Source organism: Burkholderia sp. MSMB1078WGS (genome assembly GCF_001528895.1).
In the GTDB taxonomy this organism is placed as follows: Bacteria; Pseudomonadota; Gammaproteobacteria; order Burkholderiales; family Burkholderiaceae; genus Burkholderia.
Genome location: NZ_LPDI01000042.1, coordinates 1 through 18,236, shown reverse-complemented (window position 1 = coordinate 18,236; position 18,236 = coordinate 1). Strand labels below are relative to the sequence as shown.

Annotated in this window: 17 protein-coding genes and 1 pseudogene; 13 read left to right on the top strand and 5 right to left on the bottom strand. The window is 68.9% G+C overall.

The annotated features are described in order from the left end of the window. The first annotated feature begins 201 nt into the window (after positions 1–201). The 5 genes from fba to WT24_RS13695 all read left to right on the top strand — a co-directional run bounded on the left by fba (position 202) and on the right by WT24_RS13695 (position 5,304). The gene (gene fba / locus WT24_RS13715) at positions 202–1,266 is read left to right on the top strand and encodes a class II fructose-bisphosphate aldolase (protein WP_006481730.1); all 1,065 of its coding nucleotides are present in this window, start codon (positions 202–204) and stop codon (positions 1,264–1,266) included. 233 nt (positions 1,267–1,499) lie between these two features. Then, the gene (locus tag WT24_RS13710) at positions 1,500–2,390 is read left to right on the top strand and encodes a phosphoribosylaminoimidazolesuccinocarboxamide synthase (protein WP_027785305.1); all 891 of its coding nucleotides are present in this window, start codon (positions 1,500–1,502) and stop codon (positions 2,388–2,390) included. A 65-nt stretch (positions 2,391–2,455) separates the two neighbouring features. Then, entirely contained in the window at positions 2,456–2,977 is a 522-nt protein-coding gene (gene purE, locus WT24_RS13705; RefSeq protein WP_059504580.1) for a 5-(carboxyamino)imidazole ribonucleotide mutase, read from the top strand. Between the two features lie 90 nt (positions 2,978–3,067). Next, entirely contained in the window at positions 3,068–4,264 is a 1,197-nt protein-coding gene (locus WT24_RS13700; RefSeq protein ID WP_059504582.1) for a 5-(carboxyamino)imidazole ribonucleotide synthase, read from the top strand. Between the two features lie 11 nt (positions 4,265–4,275). Next, entirely contained in the window at positions 4,276–5,304 is a 1,029-nt protein-coding gene (locus WT24_RS13695) for an L-threonylcarbamoyladenylate synthase (protein ID WP_060034028.1), read from the top strand. A gap of 81 nt (positions 5,305–5,385) precedes the next feature. Here WT24_RS13695 and WT24_RS13690 read toward each other — a convergent pair whose 3' ends face one another. The 3 genes from WT24_RS13690 to dacB form a co-directional block, all read right to left on the bottom strand. Then, a complete protein-coding gene (locus tag WT24_RS13690; protein WP_060034025.1) occupies positions 5,386–6,531 on the bottom strand; it encodes an SGNH/GDSL hydrolase family protein in 1,146 nt (381 codons plus the stop codon). A 96-nt stretch (positions 6,532–6,627) separates the two neighbouring features. Then, positions 6,628–7,542, bottom strand: coding sequence for a sterol desaturase family protein (locus WT24_RS13685; RefSeq protein ID WP_060034022.1), 915 nt, complete (start codon positions 7,540–7,542; stop codon positions 6,628–6,630). Positions 7,543–7,904: 362 nt separating this feature from the next. Then, positions 7,905–9,437, bottom strand: coding sequence for a D-alanyl-D-alanine carboxypeptidase/D-alanyl-D-alanine-endopeptidase (gene dacB / locus WT24_RS13680; RefSeq protein WP_060034019.1), 1,533 nt, complete (start codon positions 9,435–9,437; stop codon positions 7,905–7,907). Between the two features lie 186 nt (positions 9,438–9,623). On the opposite strand from dacB, the gene WT24_RS13675 reads away from it, so the two are divergent. The 6 genes from WT24_RS13675 to WT24_RS13650 all read left to right on the top strand — a co-directional run bounded on the left by WT24_RS13675 (position 9,624) and on the right by WT24_RS13650 (position 15,012). Beyond that, positions 9,624–10,286 carry a response regulator gene (locus tag WT24_RS13675; RefSeq protein WP_006481728.1) on the top strand — a complete coding sequence of 221 codons (663 nt, stop codon included), beginning with the start codon at positions 9,624–9,626 and terminating at the stop codon, positions 10,284–10,286. 3 nt (positions 10,287–10,289) lie between these two features. After that, positions 10,290–11,636: an ATP-binding protein gene (locus WT24_RS13670; protein WP_060034016.1), complete on the top strand. Its 1,347-nt coding sequence runs from the start codon at positions 10,290–10,292 to the stop codon at positions 11,634–11,636. 126 nt (positions 11,637–11,762) lie between these two features. Continuing rightward, complete coding sequence (locus tag WT24_RS13665; RefSeq protein WP_034208274.1) at positions 11,763–13,247, top strand: DegQ family serine endoprotease; 1,485 nt, start codon at positions 11,763–11,765, stop codon at positions 13,245–13,247. A gap of 102 nt (positions 13,248–13,349) precedes the next feature. Next, positions 13,350–13,787 (top strand): carboxypeptidase-like regulatory domain-containing protein, encoded by a 438-nt coding sequence (locus WT24_RS13660; protein ID WP_059794082.1) that lies wholly within the window; start codon positions 13,350–13,352, stop codon positions 13,785–13,787. Positions 13,788–13,916: 129 nt separating this feature from the next. After that, positions 13,917–14,276 (top strand): DUF427 domain-containing protein, encoded by a 360-nt coding sequence (locus tag WT24_RS13655; protein WP_059504594.1) that lies wholly within the window; start codon positions 13,917–13,919, stop codon positions 14,274–14,276. A gap of 28 nt (positions 14,277–14,304) precedes the next feature. Then, a complete protein-coding gene (locus WT24_RS13650) occupies positions 14,305–15,012 on the top strand; it encodes a CoxG family protein (protein ID WP_059504596.1) in 708 nt (235 codons plus the stop codon). 51 nt (positions 15,013–15,063) lie between these two features. Here WT24_RS13650 and WT24_RS13645 read toward each other — a convergent pair whose 3' ends face one another. Continuing rightward, positions 15,064–16,065 (bottom strand): helix-turn-helix domain-containing protein, encoded by a 1,002-nt coding sequence (locus WT24_RS13645; protein WP_060034013.1) that lies wholly within the window; start codon positions 16,063–16,065, stop codon positions 15,064–15,066. A gap of 151 nt (positions 16,066–16,216) precedes the next feature. Here WT24_RS13645 and WT24_RS13640 point away from each other — a divergent pair, with 151 nt between their 5' ends. Next, on the top strand, positions 16,217–16,882 hold the full coding sequence (locus WT24_RS13640; RefSeq protein WP_060034010.1) for a cysteine hydrolase family protein: 666 nt from the start codon (positions 16,217–16,219) through the stop codon (positions 16,880–16,882). Positions 16,883–16,916: 34 nt separating this feature from the next. Here the strand turns inward: WT24_RS13640 and WT24_RS13635 are convergent, their stop codons facing one another. After that, entirely contained in the window at positions 16,917–17,558 is a 642-nt protein-coding gene (locus WT24_RS13635) for a TetR family transcriptional regulator (protein WP_060034007.1), read from the bottom strand. A gap of 400 nt (positions 17,559–17,958) precedes the next feature. On the opposite strand from WT24_RS13635, the pseudogene WT24_RS13630 reads away from it, so the two are divergent. Continuing rightward, positions 17,959–18,236: pseudogene (locus WT24_RS13630) on the top strand (efflux transporter periplasmic adaptor subunit); the annotation flags it as partial.

The following is an 18,236-nucleotide window of genomic DNA, read 5'->3' as shown; positions in this document are numbered from 1 at the left end:
TTTTCTCCTTTTTGGCCGGATTGTGCCGTGCGAACGTAACAAATTGCGAGCGGGCGCTACCGGGCGGTCGGAATCGGAGGCGCTTCGCGATAAAATGCGGCTATTCGACGCTCAGCCGCGCCGTGCCGCCCCGGTCTGGACCGGGAGCGAGCGCCGCGCCGGCGTCAGGGCGCACCGGTTTTCATTCCAAGGAGTTCCACAATGCCTCTCGTATCAATGCGTCAATTGCTGGACCACGCGGCAGAGCACGGTTACGGCCTGCCGGCCTTCAACGTGAACAACCTGGAGCAGGTCCAGGCGATCATGGCGGCGGCGGATCAGGTCGGCGCGCCCGTGATCATGCAGGCATCGGCCGGCGCGCGTAAGTATGCGGGCGAGCCGTTCCTGCGCCACCTGATCGAAGCGGCGGTCGAATCGTATCCGCACATTCCGGTCGTGATGCACCAGGATCACGGCCAGTCGCCGGCGGTCTGCACGGCCGCGATCCGCAGCGGCTTCACGAGCGTGATGATGGACGGTTCGCTCGAAGCCGACGGCAAGACGGTCGCGTCGTACGAGTACAACGTCGACGTGTCGCGCAAGGTCGTCGAGATGGCGCACTCGATCGGCGTGACGGTCGAAGCCGAACTCGGCGTGCTGGGCTCGCTCGAGACGATGAAGGGCGACAAGGAAGACGGCCACGGCGCGGAAGGCACGATGACCCGCGAGCAGCTGCTGACCGATCCGGAGCAAGCCGCCGACTTCGTGAAGCTCACGCAGTGCGATGCACTCGCGATCGCGATCGGCACGTCGCACGGCGCGTACAAGTTTTCGAAGAAGCCGACGGGCGACATCCTGTCGATCCAGCGCATCAAGGAAATCCACGCGCGCATCCCGAACACGCACCTCGTGATGCACGGTTCGTCGTCGGTGCCGCAGGAACTGCTGGCCGAGATCCGCGAATTCGGCGGCGACATGAAGGAAACCTACGGCGTGCCGGTCGAGGAAATCCAGGAAGGCATCAAGCACGGCGTGCGCAAGATCAACATCGACACCGACCTGCGTCTCGCGATCACCGGCGCGATCCGCCGCTACCTGTTCGAGAATCCGGGCAAGTTCGATCCGCGCGACTACCTGAAGCCCGCGCGCGAAGCCGCGAAGAAGGTCTGCGTCGACCGTTACCTCGCGTTCGGCTGCGAAGGCCAGGCCGGCAAGATCAAGCCGGTGTCGCTCGACAAGATCGCCGAGCAGTACAAGTCGGGTGCGCTCGCACAGGTCGTGCGCTGAGACTGTAGTACGATTGCCCCGCCCGGTTCTGCCGCCGGGCATGGGCGGGCCGCCAGGCTGGCCGGATCCGGTCCGGCCCCGGCAGCCGTTCCGTCCGGCCGAACGAGGGCCGGCCGGCAGCCGTCCGGGCGCTGTGCCCGCCGGTTCGCCGACGTATTGCAAGACCGCCGTTCCCGCCTGCCGCGGGGAACGGCGTTTCCCTTTTTGTTTGGCTCCTTATCTGCGAAAAGACGATGTCTACCCTTTACGAATCCACGCTCCGCTCGCTGCCGCTCCTCGGTCGCGGCAAGGTTCGCGATAACTACGCGGTCGGCAACGACAAGCTCCTGATCGTCACGACCGATCGCCTGTCGGCCTTCGACGTGGTGATGGGCGAGCCGATTCCGAACAAGGGCCGCGTGCTGAACCAGATGGCGAACTTCTGGTTCGACAAGCTCGCGCACATCGTGCCGAATCACCTGACGGGCGACGCGCCGGAAGCGGTCGTCGCGGCCGACGAGGTCGAGCAGGTGAAGGGCCGCGGCGTGGTCGTCAAGCGTCTCGAGCCGATCATGATCGAAGCGGTCGTGCGCGGCTACCTGGCCGGCAGCGGCTGGAAGGAGTACCAGGCGTCGGGCGCCGTGTGCGGCGTGCAGTTGCCGGAAGGTCTGCAGAACGCGCAGAAGCTGCCCGAGCCGATTTTCACGCCGGCCGCCAAGGCCGAGATGGGCGAGCACGACGAGAACATCACGTTCGAGGAAACCGAGCGCCGCATCGGCACCGAACTGGCCGCGACGATCCGCGACATCTCGATTCGCCTGTACAAGGAAGCGGCCGACTACGCGGCGACGCGCGGCATCATCATCGCCGACACGAAGTTCGAATTCGGCCTCGACAACCACGGCAAGCTGTACCTGATGGACGAAGTGCTGACCGCCGATTCGTCGCGCTTCTGGCCGGCCGACCAGTACGAAGTCGGCACGAACCCGCCGTCGTTCGACAAGCAGTTCGTGCGCGACTGGCTCGAGGCGCAGCCGTGGGGCAAGACGGCGCCGGCGCCGGCGCTGCCGGCCGACGTCGTCGAGAAGACGGCCGCGAAGTACCAGGAAGCGCTCGAGCGCATCACGGGCCAGTCGCTCGCCTGACGGAGCTTTGCATAGGACCGGAGTAAGTGCTGAAGCACTCACTCCGGTCGACAGGAACACACGAAATGAATGAAAAGCAAACTGCCCACACGCACAGCGCGCCGCTCGTCGGCGTGCTGATGGGTTCGAGTTCCGACTGGGACGTGATGAAGAACGCGGTCGCGATCCTGCAGGAATTCGGCGTGCCGTACGAAGCGAAGGTCGTGTCCGCGCACCGGATGCCCGACGAGATGTTCGACTATGCGGAGAAGGCGCGCGAGCGCGGGCTGCGTGCGATCATCGCGGGCGCCGGCGGCGCCGCGCACCTGCCCGGCATGCTGGCCGCGAAGACCACGGTGCCCGTGCTCGGCGTGCCGGTCGCGAGCAAGTACCTGAAGGGCGTCGATTCGCTGCACTCGATCGTGCAGATGCCGAAGGGCGTGCCCGTCGCGACGTTCGCGATCGGCGAGGCCGGCGCCGCGAATGCCGCGCTGTTCGCGGTGTCGATCCTGTCCGGCAACTCGGTCGACTACGCGAACCGGCTCGCGGCGTTCCGCGTGCGCCAGAACGAAGCCGCGCACGCGATGGTGCTGCCGCCGCTGGAATGACGGCATGGCGCGCGGCCGCACGACGCGGCCGGCGCCGGATTTTCCTACTGCGGCGGGCATTTCCGCGTTCCGCCGCGACCGACCACTGACATGACCGCAACTCCTGATTCCGTTTCCCCGATCCTGCCCGGCGCGTGGCTGGGCATGGTCGGCGGCGGCCAGCTCGGCCGCATGTTCTGCTTTGCCGCCCAGTCGATGGGCTATCGCGTCGCCGTGCTCGATCCCGATCCGGCGAGCCCCGCCGGCGCGGTCGCCGATCGCCATTTGCGCGCGGCGTACGACGACGAAGCCGCACTCGCCGAACTGGCGGACCTGTGCGAGGCCGTATCGACGGAATTCGAGAACGTGCCGGCCGCGAGCCTCGATTTCCTCGCGCGCACGACGTTCGTCGCACCGGCCGGCCGCTGCGTCGCGGTCGCGCAGGACCGGATCGCGGAGAAGCGTTTCATCGAGGCGTCGGGCGTGCCGGTCGCGCCGCACGTCGTGATCGAATCGGCGGCGGCGCTCGCCGCGCTCGACGATGCCGCGCTCGACGCGGTGCTGCCGGGCATCCTGAAGACGGCCCGCCTCGGGTACGACGGCAAGGGCCAGGTGCGCGTCGCCACCGCGCAGGAAGCACGCGACGCACATGCCGCGCTCGGCGGCGTGCCGTGCGTGCTGGAGAAGCGCCTGCCGCTGAAATACGAGGTGTCGGCGCTGATCGCGCGCGGCGCGGACGGCCGCTCGGCCGCGTTCCCGCTCGCGCAGAACGTGCATCACGACGGCATCCTCGCGCTGACGGTCGTGCCGGCGCCGGCGGCCGATGCCGCGCGCGTCGAAGAGGCGCAGCAGGCGGCCGTGCGGATCGCCGATACGCTCGGCTACGTCGGCGTGCTGTGCGTCGAGTTCTTCGTGCTGGAGGACGGCTCGTTCGTCGCGAACGAAATGGCGCCGCGCCCGCACAACTCTGGCCACTACACGGTCGATGCGTGCGCAACGAGCCAGTTCGAGCAGCAGGTGCGCGCGATGACGCGCATGCCGCTCGGCAACCCGCGCCAGCATTCGCCGGCCGCGATGCTGAACATCCTCGGCGACGTGTGGTTCCCCGACGGTCCGGCAGCCGGTGCCGTCACGCCGCCGTGGGACACGGTCGCCGCGATGCCGGCCGCGCACCTGCACCTGTACGGCAAGGAAGAAGCGCGCGTCGGCCGCAAGATGGGCCACGTGAATTTCACGGCCGAGACGCGCGACGAAGCCGTAGCCGCCGCCAACGCGTGCGCGCAACTGCTGCGCGTGCCGCTCGACTGAGGCGCGGGCCGATGTCCATCGATCTTCCGAAGCACGTGACGCCCGCGCAGATCGACGCGGCCGCCGCGTTGCTCGACGCGGGCCAGCTCGTCGCATTTCCGACCGAAACCGTCTACGGGCTCGGCGGCGACGCGGCGAATCCCGAGGCCGTCGCGCGCATCTATGCGGCGAAAGGGCGGCCCGCGAACCATCCGGTGATCGTGCATCTGCCGCCCGGCGGCGATCCGGGCTACTGGGCCGACGATCTGCCGGCCGACGCGCACGCGCTGATCGATGCGTTCTGGCCGGGCCCGCTGACGCTGATCCTGAAGCGTCATGCGCGCATTCCGGATGCCGTGAGCGGCGGGCAGGATTCGGTCGGGCTGCGCTGTCCGTCGCATCCGGTCGCGCAGGCGCTGCTGGCCGCGTTCAGCGCGCGGCGCGGCGGCCACGGCGGCGTGGCGGCGCCGTCCGCGAACCGGTTCGGCCACGTGAGCCCGACGACCGCGCAACACGTGCGCGACGAATTCGGCGATACCGTGCACGTGCTCGACGGCGGCGCATCCGAAGTTGGCATCGAATCGACGATCCTCGACCTGTCGCGCGGCTTCCCGGCGCTGCTGCGCCCGGGCCACGTGACGCCGCAGCAGATCGCCGACGTCCTCGGTCGCGCGCCGAAGCTGCCGGACGGCAGCGACGCGACCGCGCCGCGCGCGTCGGGCACGCTGAAAGCGCATTACGCACCGCGCACGCCGCTCGCGCTGCTGCCGTTCGACGCGCTCGAGCCGCTGCTCGCGGCCGCGCAAACCGACGGCGAGCGCGTCGCGCTCGTCGCACGTGCGTCGCGGGCAGGACACTGGGCGCAGGCCGACGGCGTGCATTTCATCGCGGCGCCGGAAGATCCGCAGGCCTATGCACGCGACCTGTACGGCATGCTGCGGGCGCTCGATCGCGCGCAGGTCGCGCGCATCCTCGTCGAGAAGCTGCCCGAAACCGTCGAATGGATCGCGGTCAACGATCGCCTCGGCCGCGCGGCGGCGGCATTCGAAGCGCGCGACTGACGCGCGCAGGCGCCTGCCGAATGAAAAAACGCCCGACCGGTGACCGGTCGGGCGTTTTCGTTTGGGCGCGTGGCCGGCGGCTTACTTGCCGACGCCGGATTTCGCGATCTGCTGTTGGACGTATTGCGCGAACAGCGCGTGCAGGTGCGTCGTCGGGTGGACCGTGTCGGCGAACATGTAGGTCTGGTCCGCGTTCGCGACCGTGTAGGTCTGCGGCGAGCAGAACAGCGACGAGCCGAACGCGGTCGCATTCGCGACGCCGTACTGCGTGGCGGCCTGGACCATCGCCTTCAGGTTGCAGGCGGTGTCGGTATTCGACACGCTGAAGCCGTTTGCCTGGTAGTTGGCCGCGATGCCGTCCTGCCACGTGAACGAATCGACCACCACGTACTTCGTCGGGTCGACCTTCAGCGCGGCGAGCGTGCCGACGAGCGTCTTGTTGAACAGCCCCGACAGTTGCGTGAACGCAGCCTGCGTGCTCGTGCCGCCTTGCAGCGCGAGCGGCGTGCCACCGATGTCCGGCACGTTCGCGACGAACACGTGCGTCGCGCCCGCCGCGACGATCTGCTGGACGATCCCGCCGAGCTGCTGCGCGGCCAGGCCGATCGCCTGCGCCGCCGCGAGTTGCGCGGCCGGCGTGTTGCCTTGCGCCTGCGCGACCTGGGCCTGGTAGAAGATGTCGTTCGCGCCGCCGTTGATCAGCACGATCTGGCCGGCGTTGAAGCTGCCGTGCTGCGTCAGGTATTGCTTGACCTGGTCGGCGATCGGCGTCGTCGTCGCCTGGGCGTAGTCGGGGTTCGGCACGCTGGCGTCCGCATGGCCGATGCCCGGCTGCAGTGTCACGCGGGAGCCGCCTTGCGCGTAGCCGAGGCCACCCGTCGCCTGCAGCGGGATGCCGAAGCCGCCCTGGTTCGCGGGTTGCAGCGTGTCGCCGTAGTACTGCGCGACGTCCTGCGTCCAGACCTGGCCCGGGTTGGTCGTGAAGCGGCCGCCGCCGAAGCCGAGCTTGATCTGCGAGTAGGTGCCGACGTCGGACAGGCTGTCGCCGAACGACACGATCTGCATCTTCACGCCCGACGGCGGCGTGTTCGACGCGCTGCTGCCGTTGTTGTCGTCGCCGCCGCCGCATGCGGCGAGCAACGCGAGCGCGGCGCCGGCGATCGCGACTTGCGCGGTGCGCAGCATGCGCCGGCGCGTGCGGGAAGGGGCGTGTTGTTGTGTCTGCATCGTTCGATCTCCTCGTAGATATGGCCCTGATGTGTTTCTCATCTGCCGCGTGCCTGCTCGGTTCCGGGCTGCGCGGCGGCCGTTGGCTGAAACGGTTTATCGGTCGCGCGCAGCCGCCTGCGGCACGGTGCGCGGATCCGGGTTCGCGGCCTCGGCGATCTGCGCATGATAAGCGCTCGCCCATTCGGGCGGGCCGAAAATCGCGCGCAGCTTGTTGCGCCATCCGCCGACGCGCCACGCGTCGGACGCCATCGCCGCCCACTCGTGGAACGTCGCGACGAGCGGGTTGTTCGAGCCGAGCCGCTCGACGATTCCGTAGCGCGGCGGATCGTCGGGCGTTTCCTCGACATAGCTGCCGAACAGGCGATCCCAGATCACGAGGACGCCTGCGTAATTGCGGTCGATGTAGCGCGCGTTGCGTGCATGGTGCGCGCGGTGGATCGACGGCGTGTTCAGCACGTATTCGAGCCAGCCGAGCTTGCCGATCGCCTGCGTGTGAACGAAGAACTGGAACGCGAGGTTGATCAGCACGATGCCGACGATCTGTTGCGGCGGAAAGCCGGCGAACGCGAGCGGCAGCCAGAACAGCCACATGCCCGCGATCGGGTACATCAGGCTCTGGCGGAACGCGGTCGAGAAATTCATCCGTTCGGACGAATGGTGCACGACGTGCGCGGCCCACAGCCAGCGCACGCGATGGCTCGCGCGATGAAACACGTAGTAGAGGAAGTCCTGCGCGACGAACAGCACCGCGAACGACAGCCAGCCGTCGTGCCACGTGTAGACGCGATAGTGCCGGTAGCAGTACGCATAAACGGGAATCACGAACAGCCATGCGATCTTGTCGGCGCCCTGGTGCATCAGCGCGAGCGCCGCGTTGCACAGCGTGTCGCGCCATGCATAGATACTGTCCTGCGCGCGGGTGCGGGCGAAGTGCCAGGCCTCCCACGCGATGCAGAGCAGGAAGACGGGCGCCAGCGCGAGCAGAAGCAATTCGACGTCGAATCGCATGGGCGTGTCTCCTTCGTTCCCCTGCAAGCCATGAGGCCGGGCGTGTGGCCCGTTGTAGATATCGGTCAGGCCAACAGCCTACGCAATCGCCACGCGCTAGGCGAGGGGGCAGCGTAGAGGGTTCCCTCAGAGGATAGGGTTTCTACGGAACCCGTACTGCGCGGGGCCGGGCGGTGTGGCCCCGTTTTGCAGGCGCAGCGTGCGCACGGGGCGTCGCGCGACGGTGGCGCGGGCGTTTCAAACTGCGCGGCGAGATTTTCGCGGGCGACGCGGTGCGGGGGCGCGCGTGCCGCGCTGTCGCGACGGCCCGCTGCGCTGCGCGCTGCACGTTGCACGCCGCACGTTGCACGCCGCACGGATCGTCAGTGCGCGCCCGCGTAGATCCACTCGAGCAACGTGTCGTGCGCGGCGCGTGCGCCTTCCGCGTGATCGTTGTTGATGAAGCTGACGACGACGTAGCTCTGGCCGTCCGCACCGGCGACGTAGCCGGCGATCGCGCGCACGTCGCGCAGCGTGCCGGTCTTGATGTGCGCGTTGCCGAGCACGCCCGCGTTGGTGAGGCGGTTCTTCATCGTGCCGTCGATGCCCGCGATCGGCAGCGAATCGACGAACGCCTGCGCGACGGGGCTCGCGTTCGCGGCCTGCAGCAGCGCGGCGAGCGACAGCGCGCTCACGTGCTCTTCGCGCGACAGCCCGGAGCCGTTCTCGAGCACGAGGTCGGGCATCGCGATGCCGTTTTTCTGCAGGAACGCCTGGATCGCGCGGCTCGACTGCTCGGGCGTCGCGGGCGGCTTGCCGCTGACCGCGCCGATCGTCAGGAACAGGTTGCGCGCCATCACGTTGTTGCTGAACTTGTTGATGTCGTAGACGATGCTGCCGAGCACCGGGCTGTGATGCACGGCGAGCGGCCGCGCGGTGGCGGGCACCTTGCCCTCGCTGACGGGCCCCACGATCGTGCCGCCGTCCTGTTGCCACAGCGCGAGGAAGCCGCGTGCGAAGAACGTCGTGTGATCGAGGATCGCGAGGTTGGTCGTATGCGCGCCGCAGCGCAGCGGGTAGTCGCCGGCGAACGACGCGGTCATGATCCCGCCGCCGGCCGTCAGCGTCGGGCGCGCAGCCGCGGCGGCCGCGCTGCACGAACCCGAGCCTTCGACGAGCTGGTTGTCGATCGACAGGTTCGCGAGCGGCGGCAGCACGTCGACGGCGACCTTGCCGTCATCGCCCGGCGTGACCGTGAACGACACGGCCTTGAATGCATACAGCAACGGATCGGGGCCGACGTTGTACGGCGCGCTGACATCGTCGTCGAACGACGGCAGGTCGCGCGTCGACGCAGCGAAATAGCTCTTGTCGAGCACGAGACCGCCGGCCACGCGCTTGACGCCGGCCTTGCGCAGCTTGTCGACGAGGTCGATCAGTTCTTCGGGCACGAGCTTCGGATCGCCGGTGCCCTTGATGTACAGGTTGCCTTGCAGCGTGCCGTCGGGGTCGACCGTGCCGTCCGTGTATGCGGTCGTGCGCCAGCGGTAGTCGGGGCCGAGGATCGACAGGCCCGAGAAGGTCGTCACGAGCTTCATCGTCGAGGCCGGCAGCATCGGCCGGCTCGCATTCCATGCGATCAGCGGTTGCAGATCGCCGACGCGCTCGACGACGACGCTCATCGCCGACGCCGGCACCTTCGCACGCTGCAGCGCGACGAGCACGGATGCCGGCAGGCCGGCCGCGCGCGCGGCCGGCGACACGACGGCGGTCTTGCGCGCTTCCTTGTGGGACTTCTTGCGGGCCTGCGCGGACGGCGCGAACGCGAGGGCCGTGCACGTGGCGACGACGGCGGCCGCCCGCAGACAGACGCGGGCGCGGGGGACGAACCGGGCGGAAAGATCGGAAATCGGCATGGGCGAATACGGGAAAAGCGGGGGGCTCGGGCAGGACGCGCGGGGGCGCCGAAGCGCACATTGTAGAGACAAGTCGGGGCAGGCCCCTTGCAATCCGCCTTACTGTTGCATTGCACGGTGCCGCGCACGCGATGCGCGGCGCTACAATGGTCGCCGTGTTTGACTCGCCCATGGATGCCTGTCCCGATGCGGATTCTGCTTGTCGAAGATGATCGAATGATTGCCGAGGGCGTGCGCAAGGCGCTGCGCTCGGACGGCTTTGCGGTCGACTGGGTGCAGGACGGCGACGCCGCGCTCACGGCGCTCGGCGGCGAGACGTACGATCTGCTGCTGCTCGATCTCGGCCTGCCGAAGCGCGACGGCATCGACGTGCTGCGCACGCTGCGTGGGCGCGGGCTTGCGCTGCCGGTGCTGATCGTCACCGCGCGCGACGCGGTCGCCGATCGCGTGAAGGGGCTCGACGCCGGCGCCGACGACTACCTCGTCAAGCCGTTCGATCTCGACGAGCTGGGCGCGCGGATGCGCGCGCTGATCCGCCGCCAGGCCGGACGCAGCGAGTCGCTGATCCGCCACGGCGCGCTCACGCTCGATCCCGCGTCGCACCAGGTGACGCTCGACGGCGCGCCCGTCGCGCTGTCCGCGCGCGAGTTCGCGCTGCTCGAGGCGCTGCTCGCGCGGCCGGGCGCGGTGCTGTCGAAGAGCCAGCTCGAGGAGAAGATGTACGGCTGGGGCGAGGAGATCGGCAGCAACACGGTCGAGGTCTATATCCACGCGCTGCGCAAGAAGCTCGGCTCGGACCTGATCCGCAACGTGCGCGGGCTCGGCTACATGGTCGTCAAGGAAAGCTGACGCGTGCGGTCGATTCGTCATCAATTGCTGATCTGGCTGCTCGCGATCGTCGTCGCGGGCGTGGGCATGGCGGGCTGGCTCATCTACCGGCAGGCGCTCGCCGAAGCGAACGAATTGTTCGACTACCAGTTGCAGGAAATCGCCGCGGCGCTGCCGTCGGAGCCGTTCTCGCAGGTGTTCGGTTCGCGCACCAACGGCGACGAAGGCATCGTGATCCAGATCTGGAATCGCAACGGCGTGCTGATGTACTTCTCGCATCCGCGCGCGCCGATCGCGCCGCGCGCGGAGCTCGGCTTCTCGACCGAGCGCACCGATCGCGGCGAATGGCGCGTGTACGGCGCGATCGTCGGCGACAACGTCGTGCAACTCGCGCAGCCGCTGTCGGTGCGCAACCGGCTGGCGGCGAACGTCGCGCTGCGCACGCTGTGGCCGCTGATCGTGCTGCTGCCGTTCCTCGGCGCGGCCGTGTGGGGGATCGTCGGGCGCGGGCTCGCGCCGCTCGCGCGCGTGACGCGTGCGGTCGAGGCGCGCCGGCCGGAAGCGCTCGATGCGCTGCCCGACGCGCGCCTGCCGCTCGAGGTGCAGCCGCTCGTGCGGGCGCTGAACGGGCTGCTCGCGCGGCTGTCGGCGGCGCTCGACACGCAGAAGGCGTTCGTCGCCGACGCCGCGCACGAATTGCGCACGCCGCTCGCCGCCGTGCAGATCCAGGCGCAGCTCGTCGCCCGTGCGAAGGACGAGGCGTCGCGCCGCGAGGCGATCGCGGATCTCCAGGACGGCGTGTCGCGCGCGACGCGTCTCACCGAGCAACTGCTCGCGCTCGCGCGCGCCGAGCCGGACGGCGCGACGATGCGCGAACCGGTCGACCTGCAGGCGCTGCTCGCCGAATGCGTGGCCGCGCATGCGCCGCTCGCGCAGCGGCACGACATCGATCTCGGCTTCGAGGAAACGTGCGCGGCGAGCGTCGTCGCGGACGTCGGCGCGCTGCGCGTGATGTTCGGCAACCTGCTCGACAACGCGGTGAAGTACACGCCGGACGGCGGCCGCATCGACGTGTCGCTGACGCGCGACGCGGCGGGCCGCGCATGCGTGCAGATCGCCGACAGCGGGCCGGGCATTCCGGCTGCAGAGCGCGAGCGCGTGTTCGACCGCTTCTATCGCGACAGCACGGCGCGCGCGCGCACCGACGTGTCGGGCAGCGGGCTCGGGCTCGCGATCGTCAAGCGCGTGGCGGCGCAGCAGGGCGCGACGGTGTCGCTCGGCGATGCGGCCGCGGGCGGCCTGCTCGTCAGCGTCGTGTTCCGCGATGCCGAGATGCCGGCCCCGGCGCCGCAGCCTTCCGAATCCGTCTGAAGGGGGCGCCCGGCGAAGGTGGCGCGGGCCGGGCGCCGGCAGCCGCTTAAGCCCCGCTTAAGGCTGATTAAGCCTCCTTTAAGTCAGGGTCGTTACGCTGCGTCCTAACAAAGAGGAGGTCCTACGATGAACACTCGATTCCTTGCGCGCGGCACCGTCGCGGTCGCCGTGGCGGCGGCCCTGTCGGCCGGCTATTTCGCCGGCACCCGCCGCGCCGATCCGCAGATCATCACGCCCGCGCAGGCGGCCGCATTGATGCCGGCCGAAGCCGCGGCCAAGACCGGCATTCCCGATTTCTCCGGGCTCGTCGAGACCTACGGCCCGGCGGTCGTGAACATCAGCGCGAAGCATGTCGTGAAGCAGGTGTCGCGACGTGCGCCGCAACCGCAACTGCCGATCGATCCGAGCGACCCGTTCTACCAGTTCTTCAAGCACTTCTACGGCCAGGTGCCGGGCATGGGCGGCGACGCGCAGCCGGACGACCAGCCGAGCGCGAGTCTCGGGTCGGGCTTCATCGTCAGTTCCGACGGATACATCCTCACCAATGCACACGTGATCGACGGTGCGAACGTCGTCACGGTCAAGCTGACCGACAAGCGCGAATACAAGGCGAAGGTCGTCGGCTCCGACAAGCAGTCCGACGTCGCCGTGCTGAAGATCGACGCGAGCGGCCTGCCGACCGTGAAGATCGGCGACCCGGCGCAGAGCAAGGTCGGCCAGTGGGTCGTCGCGATCGGCTCGCCGTACGGCTTCGACAACACGGTCACGTCGGGCATCATCAGCGCGAAGTCGCGCGCGCTGCCGGACGAGAACTACACGCCGTTCATCCAGACCGACGTGCCGGTGAACCCCGGCAACTCCGGCGGCCCGCTGTTCAACCTGCAGGGCGAGGTGATCGGCATCAACTCGATGATCTACTCGCAGACGGGCGGCTTCCAGGGCCTGTCGTTCGCGATCCCGATCAACGAGGCGATCAAGGTGAAGGACGAGCTCGTGAAGACGGGCCACGTGAGCCGCGGCCGCCTCGGTGTCGCCGTGCAGGGGCTGAACCAGACGCTCGCGAGCTCGTTCGGACTGCAGAAGCCGGACGGCGCGCTCGTCAGCTCGGTCGACGCCAACGGGCCGGCCGCGAAGGCCGGCCTGCAGCCGGGCGACGTGATCCTGTCGGTCAACGGTTCGCCGGTCGCCGATTCGACGTCGCTGCCCGCGCAGATCGCGAACCTGAAGCCGGGTTCGAAAGCCGACCTGCAGATCTGGCGCGACAAGTCGAAGAAGTCGATCAGCGTGACGCTCGGCGCGATGTCCGATGCGAAGCTCGCGTCGAACGACGGCGGGCCGGTCGAACAGGGCCGCCTGGGTGTCGCGGTGCGTCCGCTGTCGCCGCAGGAGCGTAGCGCCAGCAACCTGTCGCACGGGCTGATCGTGCAGCAGGCCGGCGGGCCGGCCGCCAACGCGGGCATCCAGCCGGGCGACGTGATCCTCGCGGTCAACGGCCGCCCGGTCACGAGCCCCGAGCAGTTGCGCGACGCGGTGAAGGGCGCGGGCAACAGTCTTGCTCTGCTGATCCAGCGCGATAATGCACAGATCTTCGTGCCGGTCGACTTGAGCTGACCGGCCACGGCCGACGGCCGGTCCGGCCGGCCGCGGCGGGCGCCGCCGTGCGACCCGCGTGACGCTGCGCCCCGTATGTGTTCCGACCCCAAGGAGAGAGCCATGCAATATCTACGCAACGTGTCCCGATTTGCCGTCGCCGCGGCGCTGTCCGCTGGCCTCGCGGCCGGCGCGACCGGCGCGTACGCGCAGTCGGACGGCCTGCCCGCCGCGAGCCAGCAAGGCGATGTCAGCTACGTGTCGGGCGGTATCGGCAAGGACCAGTCGACGGCCTTCCAGCGTAACGAGGCGTCGTGGCCGCTGGCGCTGCGCTTCACCGGCAAGGGCGGCGAGTTCCTGGCCGACGTCCATGTCCGGATCGTCGACGGCAAGGGTACCGAGGTGCTGTCGACCGACGCGCGCGGGCCGTACATGCTGGTGAAGCTGCCGCCGGGGCGCTATACGGTGCATGCGTCGTACCAGGGTAGCGACGAATCGCGCGCCGTCACGGTCGGCGCGAAGGGCGGCGCGAAAGCCGCGTTCCAGTGGAGTGCGCAGTAGCCCGCCGCGCGCGGTCCGGGCCCCGGGCGCGCAATCGGACGAAGTTTCGCCCATAATGAAAGCCACGGCATGCGTGCCGTGGCTTTTTCGTTTCCTGCCCCGGCCTGGCGGCCGCCCGAAGGAGAAACGATGTCCGATGCAGCCGACCCTCGACTCGAAATCGTGCCGAACCGTCATCGCGTGCGCGTGATCCATCGCGGCATCACCTATGCCGATTCGCACGGCGCGCTGACCGTGCGTGAAGCGGGGCTCCCGGACATCCATTACCTGCCGCGCAGCGACGTCAACATGCGCCGGCTCGTGAAATCGGGCGTCACGTCGGCCTGCCCGTTCAGGGGGCAGGCCGTGCATTTCGACTTGCAGACGGAAGACGGCGTGATCGAGAACGCCGCATGGAGTTACGAAGAACCGAACGAGGCGGCGGCCGTGCTGGCGCACTACGTCGCCTTCGATGTCGCGCGGATCGACAGTCTCGTCGAGACGTCCTGATGCGGCGCGCATTCATCGGGGAGGCGTCATGGAACTGAACGACACGTTACGCGTACCGCTCGCGCCGCCTGTCGTGCGGGATGCGCTCGAGGATCTCGCGCTGTTGCGCGCGAGCTTCGATCATTGCGAATCATTCGTGAAACTCGCGCACGGCGAATTTGCGCTGACGATCACGGTGCCGCTCGGCCCACTGCGTGCCCGCTACGACGTGCGCGCGCATGCGGCCGCCGAGCAGGGCGACGCGGAAGGGCAGCCGCGCCGCGTGCTCAACTTCAAGGCGCGGGCCGACGGGCTCGGCGCACTGCGCGGCCAGGTCGAACTCGCACTGATGCCGGATGACGATGCGACCGCCACGCGAATCGAGTACGTGGTCTGGGCGACGGCGAGCGGGCCGCTCGCCGAACTGCCGGGGCGGCAGATCGACAATGCGCTGCGCGAATGGACCGACACGTTCTTCCGCGAGTTCGGGGCGGTCGTGCAGGCGAAGCACGGTCTCGCGCCGAATCGCGCGAGCGCATCGGCGCAGCGGCGCCAGCACGTATTTCTGCGGCCGGCATCGCTGGTGGCCGCGACGAAGCGTGCGCTGCCGCCGCATCTCGGCGGCGCGCTGAGCGGGCGCGCGGCGAGCGCGCTCCGGCATCGCGATTCCGGCACGATACCCGTGTGGGCCTGGGCGGCGATGATCGTGTTCGTCGCGCTGCTGCTTTACGCGGCACGCTGGTTCAACGGCGGCTGACCGGCCGCCCGGCTCCGCGTCACGGCCTGCCCGCCGCCCGCGCGGCAGGCGTCACTGTCCCGCGCCGGCTCCGGCGCCGCGAAATTCCCTTCGATACGCAGACGGCGACGTGCCGAGCGCGCCCGCGAAATGCTGGCGCAGCGACACGCTCGAGCCGTAGCCGGCCGCCTGCGCGATCGCGTCGATCGATTGTCCGGTGGTTTCGAGCAGATGCCGCGCGCGCGCGAGCCGCTCGGCCTGCAGCCACGCCGTGACGGTCGTGCCCGTCGCCTGGCGGAAGTGGCGCGTGAACGTGCGCCGGCTCATCAGTACGCGCTCGGCGAGCGAATCGACGCTGTGCGCGGCGTCGAGATGGGCGCGCACCCAGTCGAGCAGGCCCGCGAGCCGCGCATCGCGTGGGTGTGCGGCGACCGGCTGCGGCACGTATTGGGCTTGCCCGCCCTGCCGGTGCGGCGGGATCACGAGGCGGCGCGCGATCCGGTTCGCGGCTTCCGAGCCGAAGCGCCGCCGCACGACGTGCAGGCAGCAGTCGAGCCCCGCGGCGGTGCCGGCCGACGTCGTCAGGTTGCCGTCGTCCACGTACAGCACGTCGGGATCGAGTTTCACGCGTGGAAAGCGCCGGGCGAAATCGTCGGCCCACGCCCAGTGCGTGGTGGCCGGGCGGCCGTCGAGCAGGCCGGCCGCGGCGAGCACGTAAGCGCCGAGACACAGCCCGACGAGTTCGGCGCCGCGCGCGGCGACCGCGCGCACGGCATCGAGCAGCGCGTCGGGCGGCGCTTCGTCGGGGTCGCGCCAGGAGGGCACGATGACGATGTCCGCATCGTCGAGCGCATCGAGCCCGTACGGCGCGGCGATCGTGAAGCCGCCCGTCGTCGCGAGCGGGCCGCGCTCGGCCGAGCAGACGCGGAACGTGAACGCGGGCGACGCGTCCGCGTCGCGCTCCTTGCCGAACACGACCGACGGCACCGACAGGTGGAACGGGCTGATGCCGTCGTACGCGATCACGGCGACGACGGTCGGAACGGATGGGGCGGGCGACGCGGCGGCGAGCATGGCGGGTTCCGGAAAGGCGATGGCCCGATTTTATCGAAGAATGGCTATCGGGCCACTATCGGCGCTCGCCACGCGGCCCGACAATGCGTCGCATCGCACTGCTGGCCGCCCCGCTCCGGGGCGGGGCAGCGCCGCCGACCAGGAGCCCGCCATGTCGAACGCCGTCCCGCATTCCGCTTCCCGTCCCGCTTTCCGCCGCGCACTGATCGTGATCGACGTGCAGAACGAATACGTGACGGGCAACCTGCCGATCGAATATCCACCGCTCGACGTGTCGCTCGCGAACATCGGCCGCGCGATCGACGCCGCGCACGCGGCCGGCGTGCCGGTGATCGTGGTTCAGCACGTCGCGCCGGCCGGCGCGCCGATCTTCGCGCCCGGCACCGACGGCGTCGCGCTGCACGCGGTGGTCGCCAGCCGGCCGTACGCGCATCGGATCGAGAAGGCGCAGGCCAGCTCGTTCGCCGGCACCGATCTCGCCGCGTGGCTCGACGCGCACGGCATCGACACGCTCGCGGTAGCCGGCTACATGACGCACAACTGCAATGCGTCGACGGTCTATCACGCGGCGCATGCGGGGCTGAAGGTCGAATACCTGGACGATGCGACGGGCGCGCTGCCTTACGAGAACGAAGCGGGCGCGGCGAGCGCCGAGGAGATTCACCGCGCGTACGCGGTGGTGTTCCAGTCGAATTTTGCGGCCGTGATGTCGACCGACGCATGGATCGCGGGGCTGGCCGGCGCGCCGATGCCGGCACGCGATTCGGTGGCCGCGTCGAACCGGCGGGCTCGCGCGCATCGCGCGGAAGCGGCCTGACCCGGCACGGCGACGGGGCGCGCCATGCGCCGCGTCAGTCGCGGTCCTTCAGCATCGCCGGGCTGTAGCGCAGCATGTCGAAGCAGCCGTCGACGAGCTTTTCCGCATGCTGCTCGGCGTCGATTTCGTCGGGCAGCATCAGCATGTCGCGCACGAACCCGCTGACGAGCGTGTGCAGCATCAGCGTCGCGCGCCACGTATCGAGCCGCTCCGGCAGCAGCTTGAGCCCCACGGCCACCGCGAGATCGGCGTCGATCATGTGCAGCGCCTCGCTCATCCCCGCGCGGTTGCGCTGCAGCAGCGGTTCCATGTCCGCGACGTACTCGCACTTCATGAACAGGATGCTGAACACGCGCCGCAGCTGCGGGTCGCGCTGCACGCCGAGCAGGCACCAGATCAGGATCTGGCGCACCTTGTCGAGCGGATTGCCGCCCGGCGCGTCGATCGGTATCCGCTTCAGTTCGTCGATCGGCAGGAGCACGCGGTCGAACATCGCATCGAACAGTTCGCTCTTGTTCGCGAAATGCCAGTAGATCGCGCCGCGCGTCACGCCGGCGTGCTGGGCGATGTCCGCGAGCGACGTATGCGACACGCCTTTCTCGAAGAACACGTGTTCGGCGGCGTCGAGAATGCGATTGCGCGTCTCGAGCGCCTCCTCCTTGGTACGTCTGACCATGTGCAGGCCTGATTGAATCGATCGTCGGTGAATATAGGGTTCGCAACCCCTCGTCGCCGTCATGCAGACGGGCTATGCTTGCTGCTGGTAACAATCTGTAAGACTGGGCAGTCGGCGGAGCACAAACGGGCTTTTTACATACATTCGTGAATGTATATACAATACCACCCTACGATCGAATGACCCAAGTGGCAATCAGTTAATATCCCACTCTGCTGATTCCCGCCCCAGTACCAGTCCGCAGTTCGCGGCATCCCCGTCGGCACGGAGGTCTCGTGCCGACGTGCTGTATCTAGCAGTCCAGTAATTCAGGTGTTCGATCTGCGCCGCGAGGCGCATCCGTGTTGCGCTCCTGCCGGGCGCGTCACTTATTCCATTGGTTATACACAGAGGTCGCTCCATGCGCGTCGAACGGGTTCCATACCGCTTAATCACTGTCGCGACGGCCGCCGTTTTCCTGGCCGCGTGCGGGAAAAAAGAATCGGCACCGCCGCCGCAAACGCCGGAAGTCGGCGTCGTCACCGTCCAGCCGCAAGCCGTGCCGGTCTTCACCGACCTGCCGGGCCGCACCAGTGCATTCCTCGTCGCGCAAGTGCGCGCGCGGGTCGACGGCATCGTGCTGCGCCGTGAATTCACCGAAGGCACCGACGTCAAGGCCGGCCAGCGCCTCTACAAGAT